The 17,091-nt window shown below is 49.6% G+C and carries 14 protein-coding genes; 5 read left to right on the top strand and 9 right to left on the bottom strand.

Annotated features, from left to right (window positions below; translation table 11 throughout):
- Nucleotides 1-78: 78 nt before the first annotated feature.
- The 3 genes from J7439_RS13895 to J7439_RS13885 all read left to right on the top strand — a co-directional run bounded on the left by J7439_RS13895 (nt 79) and on the right by J7439_RS13885 (nt 3,204).
- Nucleotides 79-1,248 (top strand): ABC transporter permease subunit, encoded by a 1,170-nt coding sequence (locus tag J7439_RS13895; protein WP_209202602.1) that lies wholly within the window; start codon nt 79-81, stop codon nt 1,246-1,248.
- Between the two features lie 11 nt (nt 1,249-1,259).
- Entirely contained in the window at nt 1,260-2,351 is a 1,092-nt protein-coding gene (locus tag J7439_RS13890) for an amino acid ABC transporter permease (RefSeq protein WP_209202540.1), read from the top strand.
- Between the two features lie 85 nt (nt 2,352-2,436).
- The gene (locus tag J7439_RS13885; RefSeq protein ID WP_502950421.1) at nt 2,437-3,204 is read left to right on the top strand and encodes an amino acid ABC transporter ATP-binding protein; all 768 of its coding nucleotides are present in this window, start codon (nt 2,437-2,439) and stop codon (nt 3,202-3,204) included.
- Nucleotides 3,205-3,395: 191 nt separating this feature from the next.
- Here J7439_RS13885 and J7439_RS13880 read toward each other — a convergent pair whose 3' ends face one another.
- On the bottom strand, nt 3,396-4,670 hold the full coding sequence (locus J7439_RS13880; protein WP_209202538.1) for an OmpP1/FadL family transporter: 1,275 nt from the start codon (nt 4,668-4,670) through the stop codon (nt 3,396-3,398).
- Nucleotides 4,671-5,082: 412 nt separating this feature from the next.
- On the bottom strand, nt 5,083-7,749 hold the full coding sequence (locus tag J7439_RS13875; RefSeq protein ID WP_209202536.1) for a hypothetical protein: 2,667 nt from the start codon (nt 7,747-7,749) through the stop codon (nt 5,083-5,085).
- A 245-nt stretch (nt 7,750-7,994) separates the two neighbouring features.
- Here J7439_RS13875 and J7439_RS13870 point away from each other — a divergent pair, with 245 nt between their 5' ends.
- Both J7439_RS13870 and J7439_RS13865 read left to right on the top strand, forming a co-directional pair.
- On the top strand, nt 7,995-8,213 hold the full coding sequence (locus J7439_RS13870; protein WP_209202534.1) for a hypothetical protein: 219 nt from the start codon (nt 7,995-7,997) through the stop codon (nt 8,211-8,213).
- A gap of 74 nt (nt 8,214-8,287) precedes the next feature.
- Nucleotides 8,288-8,785 (top strand): hypothetical protein, encoded by a 498-nt coding sequence (locus J7439_RS13865; protein WP_209202532.1) that lies wholly within the window; start codon nt 8,288-8,290, stop codon nt 8,783-8,785.
- Nucleotides 8,786-8,880: 95 nt separating this feature from the next.
- On the opposite strand, the gene yaaA is transcribed toward J7439_RS13865, so the two are convergent.
- The 7 genes from yaaA to J7439_RS13830 form a co-directional block, all read right to left on the bottom strand.
- Entirely contained in the window at nt 8,881-9,660 is a 780-nt protein-coding gene (yaaA, locus tag J7439_RS13860; RefSeq protein ID WP_209202530.1) for a peroxide stress protein YaaA, read from the bottom strand.
- A 278-nt stretch (nt 9,661-9,938) separates the two neighbouring features.
- The gene (locus J7439_RS13855) at nt 9,939-11,342 is read right to left on the bottom strand and encodes a PhoH family protein (protein ID WP_209202528.1); all 1,404 of its coding nucleotides are present in this window, start codon (nt 11,340-11,342) and stop codon (nt 9,939-9,941) included.
- A 483-nt stretch (nt 11,343-11,825) separates the two neighbouring features.
- Nucleotides 11,826-13,232, bottom strand: a complete 1,407-nt coding sequence (rhlB, locus tag J7439_RS13850) for an ATP-dependent RNA helicase RhlB (RefSeq protein ID WP_209202527.1) — start codon at nt 13,230-13,232, stop codon at nt 11,826-11,828.
- Between the two features lie 347 nt (nt 13,233-13,579).
- A complete protein-coding gene (locus J7439_RS13845) occupies nt 13,580-13,840 on the bottom strand; it encodes a hypothetical protein (protein ID WP_209202525.1) in 261 nt (86 codons plus the stop codon).
- 214 nt (nt 13,841-14,054) lie between these two features.
- Nucleotides 14,055-14,513 carry an aspartate carbamoyltransferase regulatory subunit gene (gene pyrI / locus J7439_RS13840; protein WP_209202523.1) on the bottom strand — a complete coding sequence of 153 codons (459 nt, stop codon included), beginning with the start codon at nt 14,511-14,513 and terminating at the stop codon, nt 14,055-14,057.
- Between the two features lie 10 nt (nt 14,514-14,523).
- Nucleotides 14,524-15,456, bottom strand: a complete 933-nt coding sequence (gene pyrB, locus J7439_RS13835) for an aspartate carbamoyltransferase (protein ID WP_209202521.1) — start codon at nt 15,454-15,456, stop codon at nt 14,524-14,526.
- 350 nt (nt 15,457-15,806) lie between these two features.
- The gene (locus J7439_RS13830) at nt 15,807-16,964 is read right to left on the bottom strand and encodes a hypothetical protein (protein WP_209202519.1); all 1,158 of its coding nucleotides are present in this window, start codon (nt 16,962-16,964) and stop codon (nt 15,807-15,809) included.
- Nucleotides 16,965-17,091 lie beyond the last annotated feature (127 nt).

Raw genomic sequence — 17,091 nt, 5'->3', positions numbered from 1 at the left:
GAAAAAGGGAGTTAGGTCGTGAGTGATCCTGAGCACGTATCCCATAAAAAAAATGCAAACCCCTCCTTTTTGGAGAAGATGTTGAAAGAGATGCTGAGGCTATGGCGTGATGCCTCCTTCAGGCCGCTGTTGATGCAGGGGATTGTGGTGCTGGTGGTGGTGATGCTCGGTGTCTGGGTAATCAATAACACCATGAACAACCTTGAACACCGGGGCATCAGCACCGGATTCGATTTTCTTTCCCAGGAAGCGGGCTTTGGCATTATTCAATCGCTGGTGGCCTACGACGAATCCCACAGCTACGGTCGCACCTTTGTTGTGGGCATACTTAATACCTTGCTGGTGTCCGGATTAGGTATCTTCTTCGCTACCCTGCTGGGTTTTCTGGTGGGGGTTGCCAGACTGTCGTCTAACTGGCTGCTGGCCAGAATGGCATCGGTGTTTATTGAGACCTTTCGCAATATTCCATTACTGCTGCAAATCTTTTTCTGGTATTTCGCCGTTCTGGCGGCGTTACCCCATCCCCGGCAAAGTTATGCCCTTGGCGATACCATTTTTTTAAATCTGCGTGGTCTTTTTCTGCCCAAACCTATTATTGAGCAGGGGCTGCTGCCGGTTCTGGTCAGTTGTCTGGTTGCCATTGGTCTGGTGTTATTGCTAAGGGCCAGAAATCGGCAGAGAAGAGTGGCAACCGGTAAGGACATTTCCGGTGCGTCCTGGTATATGGCCGCACTACTAATGGGCGTTCCTGTGCTTGTCTGGCACTTTTCTGGTGCATCGTTGGTCCTGGATACGCCAGCGCTGAAAGGCTTTAACTTCCGTGGTGGTATTACCATCATTCCTGAGCTGGGCGCTTTGTTACTGGCCCTGACCATTTATACCGCCGCCTTTATTGCCGAGGTGGTGAGAGCCGGTATTGAGTCTGTTCAGAAAGGGCAGAAAGAGGCTGCCGCATCACTGGGGCTTAAGCCAGGGAAAGTGTTGACCCTGGTGGTGATTCCCCAGGCGATGAAGGTGATTATTCCGCCATTGACCAATCAATATCTGAATCTGGCCAAAAACTCTTCACTGGCGACAGCGATTGGTTATCCGGACCTGGTCAGTGTCTTTGCCGGCACTACCCTGAACCAGACCGGGCAGGCGGTTGAAGTGATTGCCATGACCATGGCCGTTTATCTTACCATCAGTTTGAGTGTATCCCTGCTGATGAATATCTATAACAGACGTGTGGCGCTTATCGAGCGGTAAGGTTGAGAGAAATGATCAGTCACGATATCAACATGATTCCTGCCCGTGAGCCACCTGCAACAGCCGTCGGTGTACTGGCATGGGTAAAAAATAATCTGTTTGCCAACCCGCTGAGTGCGCTGACCACGCTGCTGATTGCTTACGGTCTGTATTTATTCGTACCACCGCTGGTGCAGTGGGCATTTATCGAGGCTACCTGGTTTGGCACCGACAGCACTGCCTGCAGTAGTGAAGGGGCCTGCTGGGCTTTTATCACGGCAAGGCTTGATCAGTTTATTTATGGGTTTTACCCGGAAGAACAGCAGTGGCGGGCGGATCTCTTTTTTACCCAGCTGGCCCTGTTGATTGCCTGGCTGTCGTTTAAAGTGACACCGGGTAAAAAGTGGGTGTTGGGCTACAGCCTGGTACTGATGCCGGTGGTTTCCTGGTTTCTGCTTTATGGCGACTTGTTGGGGCTTGAGAAAGTGGAGACCCATCAGTGGGGTGGGGTGATGCTGACGCTGTTGCTGGCACTGTGCGGGATGATCGCCTCTTTGCCATTCGGTGTGCTGCTGGCCCTTGGTCGTCGTTCCAATATGCCGGTCATACGGTCTTTATGCACCGGGTATATTGAACTCTGGCGCGGTGTTCCCCTGATCACTGTGCTCTTTATGGCCTCGGTCATGCTGCCACTGTTTGTGCCGGAAGAGGTGGTGTTCGATAAACTGCTGCGGGCGCTGATCGGCATTATTCTATTTCAGGCGGCCTATATGGCGGAAGTGGTGCGAGGTGGGTTGCAGGCCATCCCCAAAGGACAGTTTGAAGCGTTTAACAGCCTTGGCCTGAGTTACTGGCAGGGGATGATTATGATTATCCTGCCCCAGGCCATGAGACTGGTTATTCCCGGGGTGGTAAATACCTTTATTGCCCTGTTTAAAGACACCAGTCTGGTACTGGTCATCGGCCTGTTTGATCTGCTGGCCATTATTCAGGCCGGGCTGAATGACCCCGCCTGGCTGGGCAACTCCATAGAGGGCTATCTGTTTGCCGGGCTGGTTTTCTGGGTTTTCTGTTTTGGCATATCAAAGTACAGCCAGCGACTGGAACAACAATTACACCGATAATGACATCAGGGATGCCAATGGTATGAGTGATTATCTTGACGAACCTCGTCTGCAAAAGCCATTACCGAAAAGTGGCCAGCCAGAGGTGACGATTCAGCGTGAAGCCGCTGTTGAGCAGGCCAGCCTGATTGAGATCAGTGGCCTGAATAAATGGTATGGTCAATTTCATGTGCTGCGTGATATTAACCTGAACGTCAGGAAGGGGGAGAAGATCGTTATCTGTGGGCCTTCCGGCTCCGGTAAGTCAACATTGATCCGCTGCATTAATTGCCTTGAGGAGCATCAGGAAGGCAGCATTGTGGTGGATGGCACCCGGCTGACCAATGACCTGAAAAATATAGAAACCATCCGTCGTGAAGTGGGGATGGTATTCCAGCAGTTTAATCTGTTTCCACATCTGACCATTCTGGAGAACTGTACACTGGCACCTATCTGGGTCCGTAAACAGTCAAAAAAGGCAGCGGAAAAGGTGGCTATGGAATACCTGGAGCGGGTGAGAATCCCGGATCAGGCCAATAAATATCCCGGACAACTGTCTGGTGGCCAGCAGCAGCGGGTGGCGATTGCCCGAAGCCTGTGTATGAATCCGGAAGTGATGCTGTTTGATGAGCCCACCTCTGCCCTTGATCCGGAGATGATTAAAGAAGTGCTGGAGGTTATGGTCGAGCTGGCACAGGAAGGGATGACCATGCTCTGCGTGACCCATGAAATGGGCTTTGCCCGGACGGTGGCTGACCGGGTGATCTTTATGGATGAAGGTCAGATTATTGAACAGGCACCGCCGGAAGTGTTTTTCAGCAACCCACGTTCAGAGCGAACCCGCAGGTTTCTTGGTCAGGTGTTGAATCACTAGTGCATGGTTTCAATGTAATTGATGGGTTCCTTCTATCAATGACTCCCAGGCTCCGTTCGTCCTGAGCGGAGATTGTACACATCAAACTCATCGAAATGATGTGCCAGGGAACTCAAACCGGTTTGGGGTTAATAAAAAAATACCGGCATAAATGGTTCACGCCGGTATTTTATGTCACTTAGCAATCGAACTTAGAACTTGTAGCGCAGGGTAGCGTGCAGTGCCCAGGCGTTGGTGTCGTACTTGCCGGAGCTGGCTTTGGTTCCGGTATTGGTCACTTCACCGCCACCTTTTACCGTATCGTTTTCAGCAAAGTTATATTCTGCACCCAAATCAAGTCCCAGTTTGCCACTCATCAAGGTAGTACCCGCACCCAGGGTGAAGGAGTGAGCACCAGCCGGTGTGGAGAAGGTGGGTGCCGCGTATTCTTCTGGCGTTACGGCTGTGGTGTAGATATAACCCGCTCTCAATGCCCAGTTTTCGATGCCGGTGTACTCAGTAGCAAAGCGGAAGTTCCACTGGTCATCCCAGTTAGCAATAATCCTGTTTACCAGCAAATTACCTTCATTGCTGGAAAAGTTGATCGATTCTATATCGCTGTACTTCGTCCAGGTGGCTTCACCGAACAGCTTCCAGTCATTATTCAGGCTGTAGTCTACACCTGTGGAAATCTGGGTTGGCAATGCGGTTTCAGCAGTAGCGGCGATGCCTGGTGTATGAACAGCGGTGTTTGCTACATAGGTAGTGGCTTCACCATCTGCCTCTATACTGACATCTGAGCGATAATTCAGTCCCCAGCCCCAGCGGTTATCATCGGAGCGATACATCGCGCCGAGACGTACACCAAATGTGTTAAAGCCAGAGAGGTCGTTATAACCCACAAGCGCACCGGTAGTACCAAAAATAGCAGCAGAGGCCAGATTGATATCAGCCTGGGCATAGGTAATACGGTAGGTGCCACCGATGGACCAGTTGTTATTGATCTGGTAGGCAAGAGCCAGACCGGCTTCCATTATCTTGATATCGGTTGAATAGTCGCCAGTCATTGGTGTGAGACTACCAACAGTAACCCCTTCATAACTGGTATTGGAACCACCGGCACCATAGAACCCATAACCCATAACCAACCGGTCATTCAGGCGATAAGCGCCCGTCAAACCGGCATTGGGCACAAAGTTTCTCTCTCCTTTCACATAGGAGTTATCGCCTTCAGCGGGACCGTTGGTCTGAACAAAGGTAGGAGAGGCATTCAAGGCAATTTCATTGCCCTCAATACGGGCCAGACCAGCCGGGTTGTAGAACACGGCACTGGATGTATTAACGGAAGAAACAGCGGCACCCGCAAGGGCAGCGTATTTCGCGTCCCACATGGTCGCTTTTTCAAAGCCACCTGCAACGGCATTACCGGTGAATACGGCAAAAGCCAGAGAGGAAAGTACAAATAAACGGCCTTGGCGCGAAACCATAGACATGAAACTCCACAAAATCTATTGAGCAGTAGGCTGACCAGTCGTTTCCTGAAATTGACTGTCAGTGGATGATACCGCTAAGAAAGAAGCACGCAGAAAATGTGCCGCATAAAACTGACAGGAATATTATTCAGATTTGAAAAAGTTTTCTGTTATGTTTTGTTTCTAACGTGTTGTAAATTTTAACTTTTTTAGTACTTTATCATCTTAACAAAGTAGAAGCCGAGGTAGGGATACGCGTTTGCAGGCAGAAAACAGGCACAAAACAAAACCTGAGTGAAGGTTATAATTGCATTTTCATGATCATAAAGCCCAAAGAACCCCGGAGACATGACAGATACAGGAGCGTTATCGCCTAAAGGCGACATTACCGGTCAGCCAGGATAGAACTCACCGGAATGTGTGGTGCTTACTCCAACTTGTCTTCTTCGTCTTTATCATTATCAGCATCTTTATTGGCTTCCCTGATTGGAAGCAATCTCCTTTTCAGAGAACCAAGCAGATCATTGGGTTTGGGTGCCTTCTCTTTTATTTTCTTTGCCTCTTCTTTTGCTTCTTGGATTTGTTGCTCAATATCCTTGTCGCTGCTCTGACGCTTGTTATCCATGGCGGTAGCAGCGTTTTCCAGAGCTTTTTTGAATGTCTCACTGCCAAAGAAGCCCTGGTTTGATGGCTTGCTTTTAGCTCCGTTACCTGATTCCGTTTTGTTTGCGTTATCCGGGCTATTGGCCTGAGCAGTGCTGGTTGATGCCGGAGCCTTCCTGGTCCTGGCGGACAATATTTCCTGGGATATTGGTGGAGGTACTGGTGGTGCAGCGGGAGGCAATGGCGTTGTGGCATCATTGTTCAAAATTGGCTGAGCGGTTTCTCCCGGTTCTTCTGGAGAGAGGGCGGCATTTATGTTGTTCAGGTCAGCGGTTACATCCTCCGGGAGCTGGTCATCAGATACGGACGAGTCTGTGATGTCGTCAGCATCCATGGTATCTGAACTTCTTCTCAGCATCTTTGCCACGGCGGCTTCCAACTCTGCTTTAAACTGGGCATCGTTAAACGTCTTGTTACCGGATGATGTGTTTTTCGTTTCGCTCTTTGGTACGGCAATGTTATTGGTTGCCTTGCTATTCGCCTGAGAAGAGCTTCTCTGCCCGGCCGGTAACTCCTCCGCCGCAGGGAACGGTGGAAAGGAAACCGTTGTTTCAGCAGGCTTGTAACCGGCGGGTGATAGTGCCGACTGGGAGGGCTGAGCCGTGTCTTCCATTGCTCTGTTTCTTGCCGCTACTTTTTCCATCAGTTCATCGATAAACGGAAGGTGGCTATTTTCCAATCTCTCCGCCGTCTGAGCCCATTTCCTGGCAACATTGCTATCCAGAGTGTCAACTTCTTCCGGTGTTTTGGGTCTTCTGTCGGCCAGTTTTTTTGTCAATTCCGCCATAAGTTCGGGGTGACTCCCGGACCGAGAGGCTTTTGCTGTGTTTGCCGTATCGTCATTGGGTGAAAGTCTGTCACTGGTTTGTGTGCTGTTGCCTTCAATTGGCTGGTTTGGCTTTGTTGATTTTAGTTCCCTTTGTCTATTTTTTAGCTCTCTGAGCAGTGCTGCATGCAAGTTCTCTTGTTTTTCTGGCTGTTGGACTTGCGCTTTGGCCGTCTGTTCTGTTATCGGGTCCGTTGACGGTTCTGCCTGTTGCAGCGTCATTGCCGAATGAACTTCGGATTGCTCTGCCGGGACAGAGGCTGTTTCCCGGATTTCTTCCCGGGAGAGGGGGGGTGCTGGTACCGTTTCCGGCAAGGGGGATTGACTATCGACGGGCACTGTTTCCTGCGGACTCTCTTCGCTGTCCGGTACGGTACCAGTTTGCTCCTTCAGAGCTGAAACGGGCTCGGTGACAGTGAGGTCTTCTTCTGTTGGAACACTCTCTGTATATTCAGCTGCTGGAGTGCTTTCTTGTTCTGTCTCAATAGGTGGAGAGCTTTGTGCGACTGAGTCAGTAGCCTGCTGTTCACTCTGTAGTAAAGCCGGTTCGGCCTCTTCAGGCGGAGCGGTGGTTTGCGAACTATTCACTAAAGGCAGTGGTACCGGATAAGCCGGAGTTGCTCGCTGAGTCGGTCTGTCCATGGGTGGATCGGTAACTATGGGGGCAGCTTGTTTCTGCGCACCGGAAGAGGTTGTTGTGGTTAAGTCTTGCTCTTCAGGGTAACCATTTCCTTTCTCAATACCCGGAGAATCTTCTCTGGCAGTGATAGCAGAGCTTTCCTCTGCTGCTGGCCGGGCGCTTGTATCATGGTGTCTGGTCTCGACAAAGCTTTTCTCAACGGGGGTTCGATGATGAACGGTGATTGCACACTTTCTGTTTATTAGCTTGTCAAACGCCTGTGCGCCTTCCCCCTGGCCCAGGGTTTCTCTGCCCGCAACCTCGTTGTCGTTGAGAACGAGGGACTGTCTTATTTCTTCGGCTCTACTGGCACTTGCTTCTGTATTGGCATACTGCTTATCGTGACGCTTAAGGGCTTCTATGGTTTTTTCCATTAACTTGTCAAGATTCTTATGGTTCTCCAATTCATCACCCGGGGGTATCAGGCTCAGTGGTTTGTCGGACTGAGACTTAAGGGTGATTTTAACGCTAAGGCCAGCCGGGAACTCCATACTCTTAAGCATTGCCAGCACCTGTTCAGGGCTATTAGCTCGAGCTTTATCCAGCGCTTCCAGCGAAATACCGACTACTTTCTTTGCGTTAATGGCACCAAGAAGACTGTCTGCCTCTTTCAGCAAATCAGCCCGTTTCTGCAAAAGTTCTGTATTCTGGCTATCCAGTTTATTCTCTTTTAAACCCGTCGTGTGATGAGCGGGTACCTGGGTAGCTTCTGTTTTTAGCGGCGATGGACTGTCTGCACCTGTGACCACGCTTTCCTGTTTCGCTAAATAGCTCGTGGTATCGGCACTTTCAATTTTCCTGCCTCTATGGTGACCAACCGGTGCCTCCGCCTCTTTTGGCGTTGGCTCATAATTGGTGTGGACGGGGCCTGAACCCTCGACTCCTGGTGTTCTGTGACAAAGTGGATTTCTGGGTAGTTTGAACATAATTAAGTAGGCTGGCCGGTTATATTGTTAGTGATATCGGCAGCAGGAGGAAATTGTTACCGGTCATTATGGCCCGATGAGGTCAGGTTGCGATTAAGGTGATAGAGGGCGGTACGTGGAAAGATTTGCGTCATGTGCGTAGTTACTCATGTTTTTCATTCTGAAACAAAAACTAACAGGGTTATCCATAAAGCCTTTGTATGATCGCCAGCAATTTTTATATGCCCTAAGGATTTGGAGTTGCTATGATGCGTCTATCTCTTGGCATTGAACTGGATTATGAGGATGATTGGGCCGGTGTCTGGTTTGGTGATCAGACCAGTGTTCAGGTTATGGCTTTGCAGGGCACGGTGTCCTATAAAATCCATGATGACGGTTTGTTGCCAGCCAACCGGTTTTTTTTATTTATTTTCTCTTTCCGTCCCTATACCCTTCTAACCATCGTCAGCACTGTTCTGGCTTGACCCGGGGAGGAGAAAGGATGTTCAGGAAGATCGTTTCAGGAAAGAAATTTATTTTCATGACCTTTTTGGTGGCTATGATTTCTGGCTGTAGTTCACTGGCTTCAAAAGATTCATCGACAACAGGCACCTCCTCCAACCAAGGTCAGGCAGACTGTCAGTCACTTTCTAACCTGTTCAGTAAAAGCAATAATAACTTTGAGAGCATCCGTTTCCGCCCGTCCTATAAATACAAAATTACGCTCTGGGAGAGTCGTTATCAGCTGATAGAAAACAGCTGTCAGATATGGCAATGGGGTGATAAATACAGTTATGTCTGCAATAAGGCTTATCCTGACCAGGAAACGGCTCATCAGGTGTATGAACAGGCCCAGACCTTTATCAATCAATGTCTGGGTGAAAATCCCCATGGCTGGTATGAAAAGCAGGGCTTGCTTGAAGAACGGGGGGAGGAGACTCAGTACCTGCTTGAAGACCAGGTTCGGGGAACGTTAAGAAAGCAGAGTACTCCCGGTTTCTTTAAAGACAGCTGGTCTGTTTACTTCTGGATTGACTCCACTTCGCTGCTGCGCTGAACCGCTTTCGCCTTTTTCTGTTCCGGGAAAAGGCGATTTCTACTCTATGCTTGAATTTTACAAGGCAAGCATAGAGCGAAACCCAATGGTAGATTTTAATCTTGCGCTTCTTCCCGGGTAAAAACCCACTCCTTATCGGAGGACATGGCCTCATTGAAGGCATAACCTTCGTAGTCAAAACTTTTCATTTTCTCTGGCTGGTCAATATTATGGTCGATAATGTAGCGGCACATCAGGCCCCTGGCTTTTTTGGCGTAGAAACTGATGATTTTGTATTGACCGTTCTTCCAGTCTTTAAATACCGGCGTAATAATCTGGCCATTAATCTGCTTTGGCTGCACAGACTTGTAGTATTCATTGGACGCGAGGTTGACCAGTACCTGGCTCTTCTGACTGGCCAGCTCGTTGTTCAGCTGCTCTGTAATCCTGCTTCCCCAGAACTGGTAAAGGTCTTTCCCCCGCTGATTGGAAAATCGCGTGCCCATTTCCAGCCGGTAAGCCTGCATTAAGTCCAGCGGGCGTAACAGGCCATAAAGGCCAGAGAGAATTCTCAGGTGTTGCTGGGCAAATGACAGCTGCTGTTCACTGAGTGTTTCTGCGTCGAGACCGGTGTATACATCACCCTTGAAGGCCAGTACCGCCTGCTTGGCATTGTCCGGACTGAACGGTGCCGACCATGCCTGGAAACGGGCTGCATTGAGCTGGGACAGCTTATCACTGATGCTCATCAGGCTGCCAATCGCTGCCGGGCTTAATTCACGGAGCTCTTCAATCAGCAGGGCGGACTGGTCAAGAAAGTCTGGCTGGGTGAATTTTTTTGTTGTGGGTGGTGTGTCATAGTCCAGGGTTTTCGCTGGAGAAATAACGAGCAGCATTCAACTCTCCCTGATTTTTCAAGCTTGAGATAATGATGACAATAGTAGAGCAGGGAGCGTTCCTTTAATAGGGTTGAAAGGGTTAATAAGACCTATCATGACCATTGATAATGGCTATCACTTTAAGAAGCTGGAATGTTCAGAGCAATTTGTTGCCACCGCAGCAGTTCAGTCTATTCTCGTGCAGCGTCCCGGATGATATCAGTGAGCCTGTCACACGGTCGGAAAAATAGAAAGCCCCGGCGACCCGGGGCTTTGTCGTGATGAAGAGGAATGAATTACAGATGGGTTTCAGCATACGCTGCCAGTGGTGACCTTGGTACACCCTGAAGCTGCATTGAACCTCCATGGGGGAAATGCTTCAGGCGCTCAGTCATATAGGTTAAGCCGGAGCTGGTGGCGGCCAGATAAGGGGTGTCGATCTGGGCCAGGTTGCCAAGGCAGATCACTTTACTGCCGACACCGGCGCGGGTGATGATGGTTTTGATCTGGTGAGGAGTCAGATTCTGACATTCATCGATGATGATCAGACTCTGCTGGAAACTCCTGCCACGGATGTAGTTCAGGGATTTGAAATGGAGCGGTACCCGGTCGAGAATGTACTCCACACTGCTGTTGGTGGATTCGTCATCATTGTGCAGCGCTTCCAGGTTGTCGGTAATAGCGCCCAGCCAGGGTTCCATTTTTTCAGCCTCGGTACCTGGCAGGAAGCCAATGTCTTCATCCAATCCCCGGGTGGAACGGGTGGCAATAATCCTCCGGTATTGTTTCGTGGCAATGGTCATTTCAATGGCGGCTGCCAGGGCCAGAATGGTCTTGCCAGAACCGGCGGCACCATTGAGGTTCACCAGGTGAACATCCGGGTCGAGCAGCAGATTCAGGGCCATGGCCTGGTTGATGTTCAATGGTCTCAACCCCCAGGCTTCCTGATGCATCAGGCTTTCTCTGCTGTAGTGTTGAAGACTTACCTGGTCGTCCGATAGGTCGATGACTTTTGCTACAAACCCTTGGTCGTCTAAAAGGAACTTGTTGAGATACAACTCTTCGGCAAACTCACTTTTATTCAGGGTATGAATGGTTTTGCCATCAAGCTGTACCGTTTTTACTTCATTGACCCGGTCCCAGAAGTTGCCTTCATAATGGATATAACCTTTGGTCAGTAAGCCAATATCACTGACCAGCTGGTCACTGTGATAGTCTTCGGTAAGAATACCGCAGCCCCTGGCTTTGAGGCGCATATTTATGTCTTTGGTGACCAGTATGAACTGCCGGTCCGGATGGGCGTTCTGATACTGACAGATGTCGTTAATTATCTGGTTATCGTTATTACTGCTGGGGAGTGTGGTGATTTTATCGTCGGCATGACTCATCATGATGGAGAGCGTACCGGATGTTTCCTTGCTGTGGCTTCTCTGGATAGGGACTCCCTGCTCTATCTCCGCAGGTGTTGCTGTACCCAGAATATTATCAATCAGTCGTATGGCCTGACGACAGTCAGCGGCTATGGTTTGTTTGCCGTTCTTGAGTTTGTCCAGTTCTTCCAGAACGGTGATGGGAATGATTACCTGATGTTCTTCAAAGTTGAGGATAGAGTTAGGGTCGTGAATCAGGACGTTACTGTCCAGTATGTAGGTGGTTGTGATGGGTGAGTTTTCTGGCCTGGTTTCCAGGGCATGTCCCATAGGCAGCTCCCTTGTCTGTTTTTGGGTTACTCATATTTGATTCTTATCGAAAAGCTTTAATCCGGCAAGACTAAATTTCGATGAAGAATAAAAAAATTTTTTTTCCTCCTAAAGGGTTTAAGTGGATGTGTTTTACTCTTATGCTTGAAAGGATATATCGTATTTTTTTATAAAAATTTTACTGTTTTTTTGATTGATATTTCTTTTGATTATTACTGTTCTCTCCCATGTCAGCAGACGAATCGTTAGCATTCGCCTGCACTGTTAACCCGGATATTTCATAAACATGCTCCCGTTCTCGCTTGTCCTTTGCCGCTCTAAGGGAGTTTTGTTCAGTCGACCGTACTCCCCGGTACGGCGCTCCCTCACAAAATCCCTTAGAGCGACAAAGTCCTCGGCTTTGGCATCCTGCGTCGCCCTACCTCCCACATCCATGTGGTCGTGCGCGAGATTCGGGGCAGTTTATGAAATATCCGGGTTAGCTTATCGGTGCTTACTGTTTCGGGGATCAACAAGAAGCTGTTCCGGTGGGTAGTCCTTCTTCAGTTTATCCCCCAGCAGTGCTTCAAGATCCGGAATCAGAAACGAATCATCTTCACAGGCAAAGCTGATGCTGGTTCCACTTGCCCCTGCTCTTCCGGTTCTGCCAATCCTGTGGACGTAGTCATCAGGGTCTTCAGGCAGGTTGTAGTTGATCACATGGCTGATTCCGTCAATGTGAATTCCCCGGCCAGCAACATCGGTAGCCACCAGTACTGAAATTTTCCCGGAGCGGAAATCTTCCAGAGTCCTGAGGCGCTTGTTCTGGGGAACTTCGCCGGAGATTTGGTCTGCCCTGATCCCAGCCTTTTGCAGCTGTTCGGTCAGCTTGCGGGTTTGGTCCCTGCGATTGGTGAAAACAATAACTTTTTCCAGCTGGTGATGGTTAATCAGGTTTACCAGCAGGGGAAACTTCTGTTCCGATGAGAGAATGTAAACCTTTTGCTCCACCGTGTCGGTGGCAACACTGTCAGGCTCAATCTCAACCTTTACCGGGTTCCAGGTCCACTGCTCTCCAAGTCTTAATACATCATCTGTGAATGTCGCCGAGAATAGCAGCGTCTGACGGTCTCCCGGCCTTGGCGTCATGCGGATAATACGCCGTACCTGCGGGATAAAGCCCATGTCCAGCATGCGGTCCGCTTCGTCGATCACCATGACTTCAACCAGGTCCAGAAACAGGTCTTTACGCTCACAGTAGTCCAGCAGACGCCCGGGCGTGGCAACGAGAATATCCACATAATTTTCGCCGATACGTTTACGCTGTTTCTCATAATCCATACCACCTACAACGGTGACAACGTGCAGCGGCAGGTATTGGGTCAGGGCTTCAGCGTCCTTACCGATCTGCAATGCCAGCTCCCGTGTGGGGGCGATAATGACCGCGCGTGGCTCGCCCAGGTAGCGGGTGTCCGGTGCCGGGGTGTCAATCAGCTGCTTGATCGTGCTGATCAGAAATGCGGCTGTTTTACCGGTTCCTGTCTGAGCCTTGCCGATCGCATCCCGACCCGCCAGAGTGCTGCCCAGCACCTCTGCCTGAATTGGTGTGCAGTACTTGAAGCCCTGGTCAGCAATCGCATGCATCAGTTCTTCGGGCAGGGCAAAATCGTGAAAGCGGGTCTTTTCAGGGTCAGGCGCTACCTGGAACTGATCAATACTCCAGCTTTCCTGTGCCTGGGCAGGACGGTCTGACTTTCTGCTGCTTGTCCGCTTCGGACGCTTTGATGATTTGACGTTGTTTCTGGAATGCGCAGCCTGTTTTTTGCTGCCGGAAAGCGCTTTCTTCCCTTTTTCAGGGGAAGCGTCTTTACTCGCGCTGCTTTTCTTAAAAAATCCTAGAAAACCACTCAATGCCTTAATCTCGTTCCTTTCAGTCCTGAACAATGGCTTTACCAATTGGCAGCCGGGTGAGCCAGCTATAAGGATACAATCTTTATCCTGATCGTCGCAGAGATGGGCGAGGAAGAAGTTAGCTGGTTAATACCATGCCCACTTTACGGTGCGAGTGGGTACGGTATAGCGTGAGAGCAACCTTGAGAGGATCTTCACGGTAAATGATATGGCGTATTATCGCGCCGAATTAATGGACAAATCAAACGAACTGTACGGATTCGCGCGAATGATGGAAATAGTGTCTTTCCACCAGGCAAATCCGGCGACATGGCTGAATGGGATGCCGTGTGGTTAACACGGTCTGGTCAATCGTCCTCGAATTTTCCCCACTCGCCAGACGGCTCATCATCCGCTCGCTTGCCCAGCCACAATTGTTCAGATTTGCCTTTCTTGGACACTTTCCTTTTCTTCCTTTCCAGCCACTGCTTGTTAAGAACCATGATCAGGCCAGGATCAGGCACTGGTCTTACTGTGAGATTCTTGAACAAAGCGGTAAAAAAACTGGCTTCTTCAGCAAATTTCTGGTTTTTTTCCCCAACAGACTCCGTTCTTACAGGGTCTGGCATGCAGCGATTACCGATAAAATTAGATATTGGACAAGAACTCATAGTTGTTACCCACCATCTGGCTGAAAATTAAATAATAGGTAGAGATGCCGTGTTTGGAAGTTAGACATTGGTGGGAAAGGAAGAATTTTATTTTCTATTTCAATCAGTTGTTTGATCAGGCCGGAAATAGAAGGCGCTCTTTATCAGACACTGAACGCCCTCTTTCTTGCCGTTATCTCAGCTCTGCCACAATTTCCTTGCTGAAGGATTTTTCGCAATAGTGGCACTTCAGCTGGATATCATGACTTTTCTGACGCAGGTAGAAATAGCTCTCCACCGGTTCATTATGCGTAATGCAGTTAGAGTTGGGGCAGGCGAACGCGGCTCTCAGCGTTTTCGGAATGGCCATGGTGAACTTATCCACCACCCGGTAATCATCAATCACGTTGATGGTTGCGCTGGGTGCGAACAGTGCCAGTTCGTTGGCCTCCTGTTCAGTAAACATCCGTCCTTCGACTTTTATAATATCTTTGAAGCCCCGGGCTTTACTGGGCAAATTAAAGCCCACCGTAATACGCGCTTCACTGTTCAGCAGATGAAGACGGTCAAGGATTTTTACTCCCTGTCCCGCCGGAATATGGTCGATGACAGTGCCCTGGCAGATGGCTTCAACCTGAAGTTTGTTACTCATCGATCACTCCTCACATCTTGTCATCAAAGGATTCATTGAGAATCAGGGCCAGCAGCGCCTGACGGGCAAATACCCCGTTTCGGGCCTGTTCAAAGTAATAGGCATGGGGGGTTTGATCGACTTCAACGGCTATCTCATCAACCCTTGGCAACGGGTGCAGTACTTTAAGGTGTGCGGGGGCCTGCTTCAGGGCTTCATTGGTCAGTACATAGTTTGACGCGATGTGCTTATACTCGGTTTCATCAAATCGCTCTTTCTGAACCCGGGTCATGTAGATGATATCCGTATCGGCAACCACTTCTTCGATGCTTTCCGCCCGACGCCACCGGATGCCTTTTTCATCCAGTTCCTGCAGGATGTAGTCTGGCATTGCCAGTGCATCCGGGGCAATAAAATTAAATTCTGCGTTAAAATGTATCAGGGCCTGAGCCAGGGAGTGCACTGTCCGGCCATATTTCAGGTCACCGACAAAGGTGACTTTCAGGTTATCCAGTCGACCCTGGCACTCGCGAATACTAAACAGATCCAGCAGGGTTTGGGTTGGGTGCTGGTTGGAGCCGTCGCCGCCATTGATAATGGGGGCGCTGGAGAATTCCGAGGCCAGCCGGGCAGCACCTTCCTGAGGGTGGCGCATCACCACCGCATCGGTATAGGAGCTGATGATTTTGATGGAGTCCGCAAGGGTTTCCCCTTTTTTGGCAGAGGTGTTGCCACCGTCGGCAAAACCAATCAGGGTGCCGCCTAACCTCTGAACGGCTGTTTCAAACGAGAGGCGTGTGCGGGTGGATGCCTCAAAAAAACAGCTGGCAATTACTTTGCCCTGCAATAGACCGGGACGTGGCGTGTGTTTGAGTTCAGCAGCCACTTCAAGAATCTGTTCCATATCTTCCCGGGTAAGGTCGGCTATGGAGATAATGTTCCTGTTAAAGAACCTGTTTCCCATGGGGGTAATACCTGTCGCCTTTGGTCATTTTCAAGTCAAAAAAAAGCCCCTGGATTAAGGGGCTTTTTTTTGCAATACAGATAAAGTGGTTGGCACCAGTAATAAGGATTCTGCTTGTTCTTTTGATTGACTGACGGTTCATGTGCAGTGTCATCGAAACCTTATCCCGGGTGAGTGTCGTTCAGGTTAACTCTTTTTGGTCAATCAGTCAGCTTCTTCGTTGGGTAAAAGCAGTCCGATTGACAAATTGTCTGGCATTTTACACTTCAACTGTCGTTGGTCAAGAGATTTCAGCGTTCCGGTCAGGGGAGGCGGCTTGACCAGATACCGGCCAGTCCCGCTCTGAAGAATTACCAGGGGAGATCAAGCCTTAAATTTGCCTCAAATGCCCGTAGAACCGACTCTTTGGAGTGTAAGATCCAGATGCTGGTGACAAAGTTATAAAAGGTGTCCAGCCAACTGTCATGATGGTTCAGCTGGTAGATATGTCGTATGTTGGGTTCAAGCCCGCTGGAAGGAATCTTCATCCCGGCAACCACCACCTTGTTCGGCGGTAGTTTCCATCGAGAGTATCGGCTGAGCGGGTTATAGTCCTGTCCATGAAGAAAGCTGCCTTCAACATAGGAGTGATGAATTCTGGCCAATCGGCTTTCGGGCATACCTGCCAACCAGCTTGGGTGAATACCGTAGCTGTTGAAAATGTAGGCTTGCTCAATGGTCTCGGATATTGACATGGCGGCCTGGGCAATAGCGCCGCTGAAGGAGTAACCGGTTATCTCCACTGAATGGTTCGGATACATATCTTTCAGGGAATCCGCGAGATCGCTAATATCCTGCAGCTGTTTTACCGCAAGAGAGCAGGGAGAGCTGCCGGGGTGAGCGGGTTTTGATTGGGTGACCAGGCATTGGACAGCCTCATCGGACTTTTCACCGGCCAGGGCCAGAACAATCTTGCTTTTGGTTTGGGCGTCAGATGAAGGGTCTTCAGTCAGTTTAAATACCCTGATCCTGATATTCGAGTCCGGGATAGTGACCTGGCCGATTATCTGGTGGCGGGTCTGGCCAGATTTTCGTTTCTCCTCGGCGGTACTTGTAAAATGGGGCTGCCATTGCTCAGGGATGGCTTCCGGATCCGCCACGAATAGAAAATGTCTGGAGCCCAGGTAAGAGAGCCTGAAAATAGCAAATAGCTGTTTTTCCGGATCATCGGAGGTCAGGATTGCGTCCATTTCGGAAAAATAGCTCATCAAGGCATAGGGGTAACGCTCCAATAGCAGTTCAGTGGTGGCCCGGTAATCTACGGTTCTTTTTTTAACGGTTTGCTGTTGATCATTTTCGTTGAATTCGGGTGTTTGTTCAGGCTCCATGCCGGAATTGGCGGGTGGCGGCGCAGTCCATTCAGCGGTGATGCCAGACGCCTGTGGCGTGGCGTCAGCAATAGCGAACAAACTGAGACTGCTCAACAATAAGGGGACTGCAATTAATAGACGTATAGAGTTAGGGTGCATGGGCTTTCCTGACCAATATTGAAAACCAGAGGTTAGTAAGTAGTTAACCAAATGAAATATACGATTCCATTTGGCCAACTACTTACCTATGACCAGAAAAAGAGGCTAACGTTCAAATTTAAAGGTG

The organism is Salinisphaera sp. G21_0 (assembly GCF_017744115.1).
In the GTDB taxonomy this organism is placed as follows: domain Bacteria; phylum Pseudomonadota; class Gammaproteobacteria; order Pseudomonadales; family Endozoicomonadaceae; genus Endozoicomonas.
This window is presented reverse-complemented; position numbering and strand designations above follow the sequence as displayed.

Bases quoted from the DNA above. Each gene is read 5' to 3' on its own strand.
- J7439_RS13875 (WP_209202536.1), bottom strand. From the start codon at position 7,749: ATGTTCAAACTACCCAGAAATCCACTTTGTCACAGAACACCAGGAGTC.
- pyrI (WP_209202523.1), bottom strand. From the start codon at position 14,513: ATGAGTAACAAACTTCAGGTTGAAGCCATCTGCCAGGGCACTGTCATC.
- J7439_RS13870 (WP_209202534.1), top strand. From the start codon at position 7,995: ATGATGCGTCTATCTCTTGGCATTGAACTGGATTATGAGGATGATTGG.
- J7439_RS13855 (WP_209202528.1), bottom strand. From the start codon at position 11,342: ATGGGACATGCCCTGGAAACCAGGCCAGAAAACTCACCCATCACAACC.
- J7439_RS13845 (WP_209202525.1), bottom strand. From the start codon at position 13,840: ATGCCAGACCCTGTAAGAACGGAGTCTGTTGGGGAAAAAAACCAGAAA.
- J7439_RS13895 (WP_209202602.1), top strand. From the start codon at position 79: ATGTTGAAAGAGATGCTGAGGCTATGGCGTGATGCCTCCTTCAGGCCG.
- J7439_RS13890 (WP_209202540.1), top strand. From the start codon at position 1,260: ATGATCAGTCACGATATCAACATGATTCCTGCCCGTGAGCCACCTGCA.
- J7439_RS13865 (WP_209202532.1), top strand. From the start codon at position 8,288: ATGATTTCTGGCTGTAGTTCACTGGCTTCAAAAGATTCATCGACAACA.
- J7439_RS13830 (WP_209202519.1), bottom strand. From the start codon at position 16,964: ATGCACCCTAACTCTATACGTCTATTAATTGCAGTCCCCTTATTGTTG.
- J7439_RS13880 (WP_209202538.1), bottom strand. From the start codon at position 4,670: ATGGTTTCGCGCCAAGGCCGTTTATTTGTACTTTCCTCTCTGGCTTTT.
- pyrB (WP_209202521.1), bottom strand. From the start codon at position 15,456: ATGGGAAACAGGTTCTTTAACAGGAACATTATCTCCATAGCCGACCTT.
- yaaA (WP_209202530.1), bottom strand. From the start codon at position 9,660: ATGCTGCTCGTTATTTCTCCAGCGAAAACCCTGGACTATGACACACCA.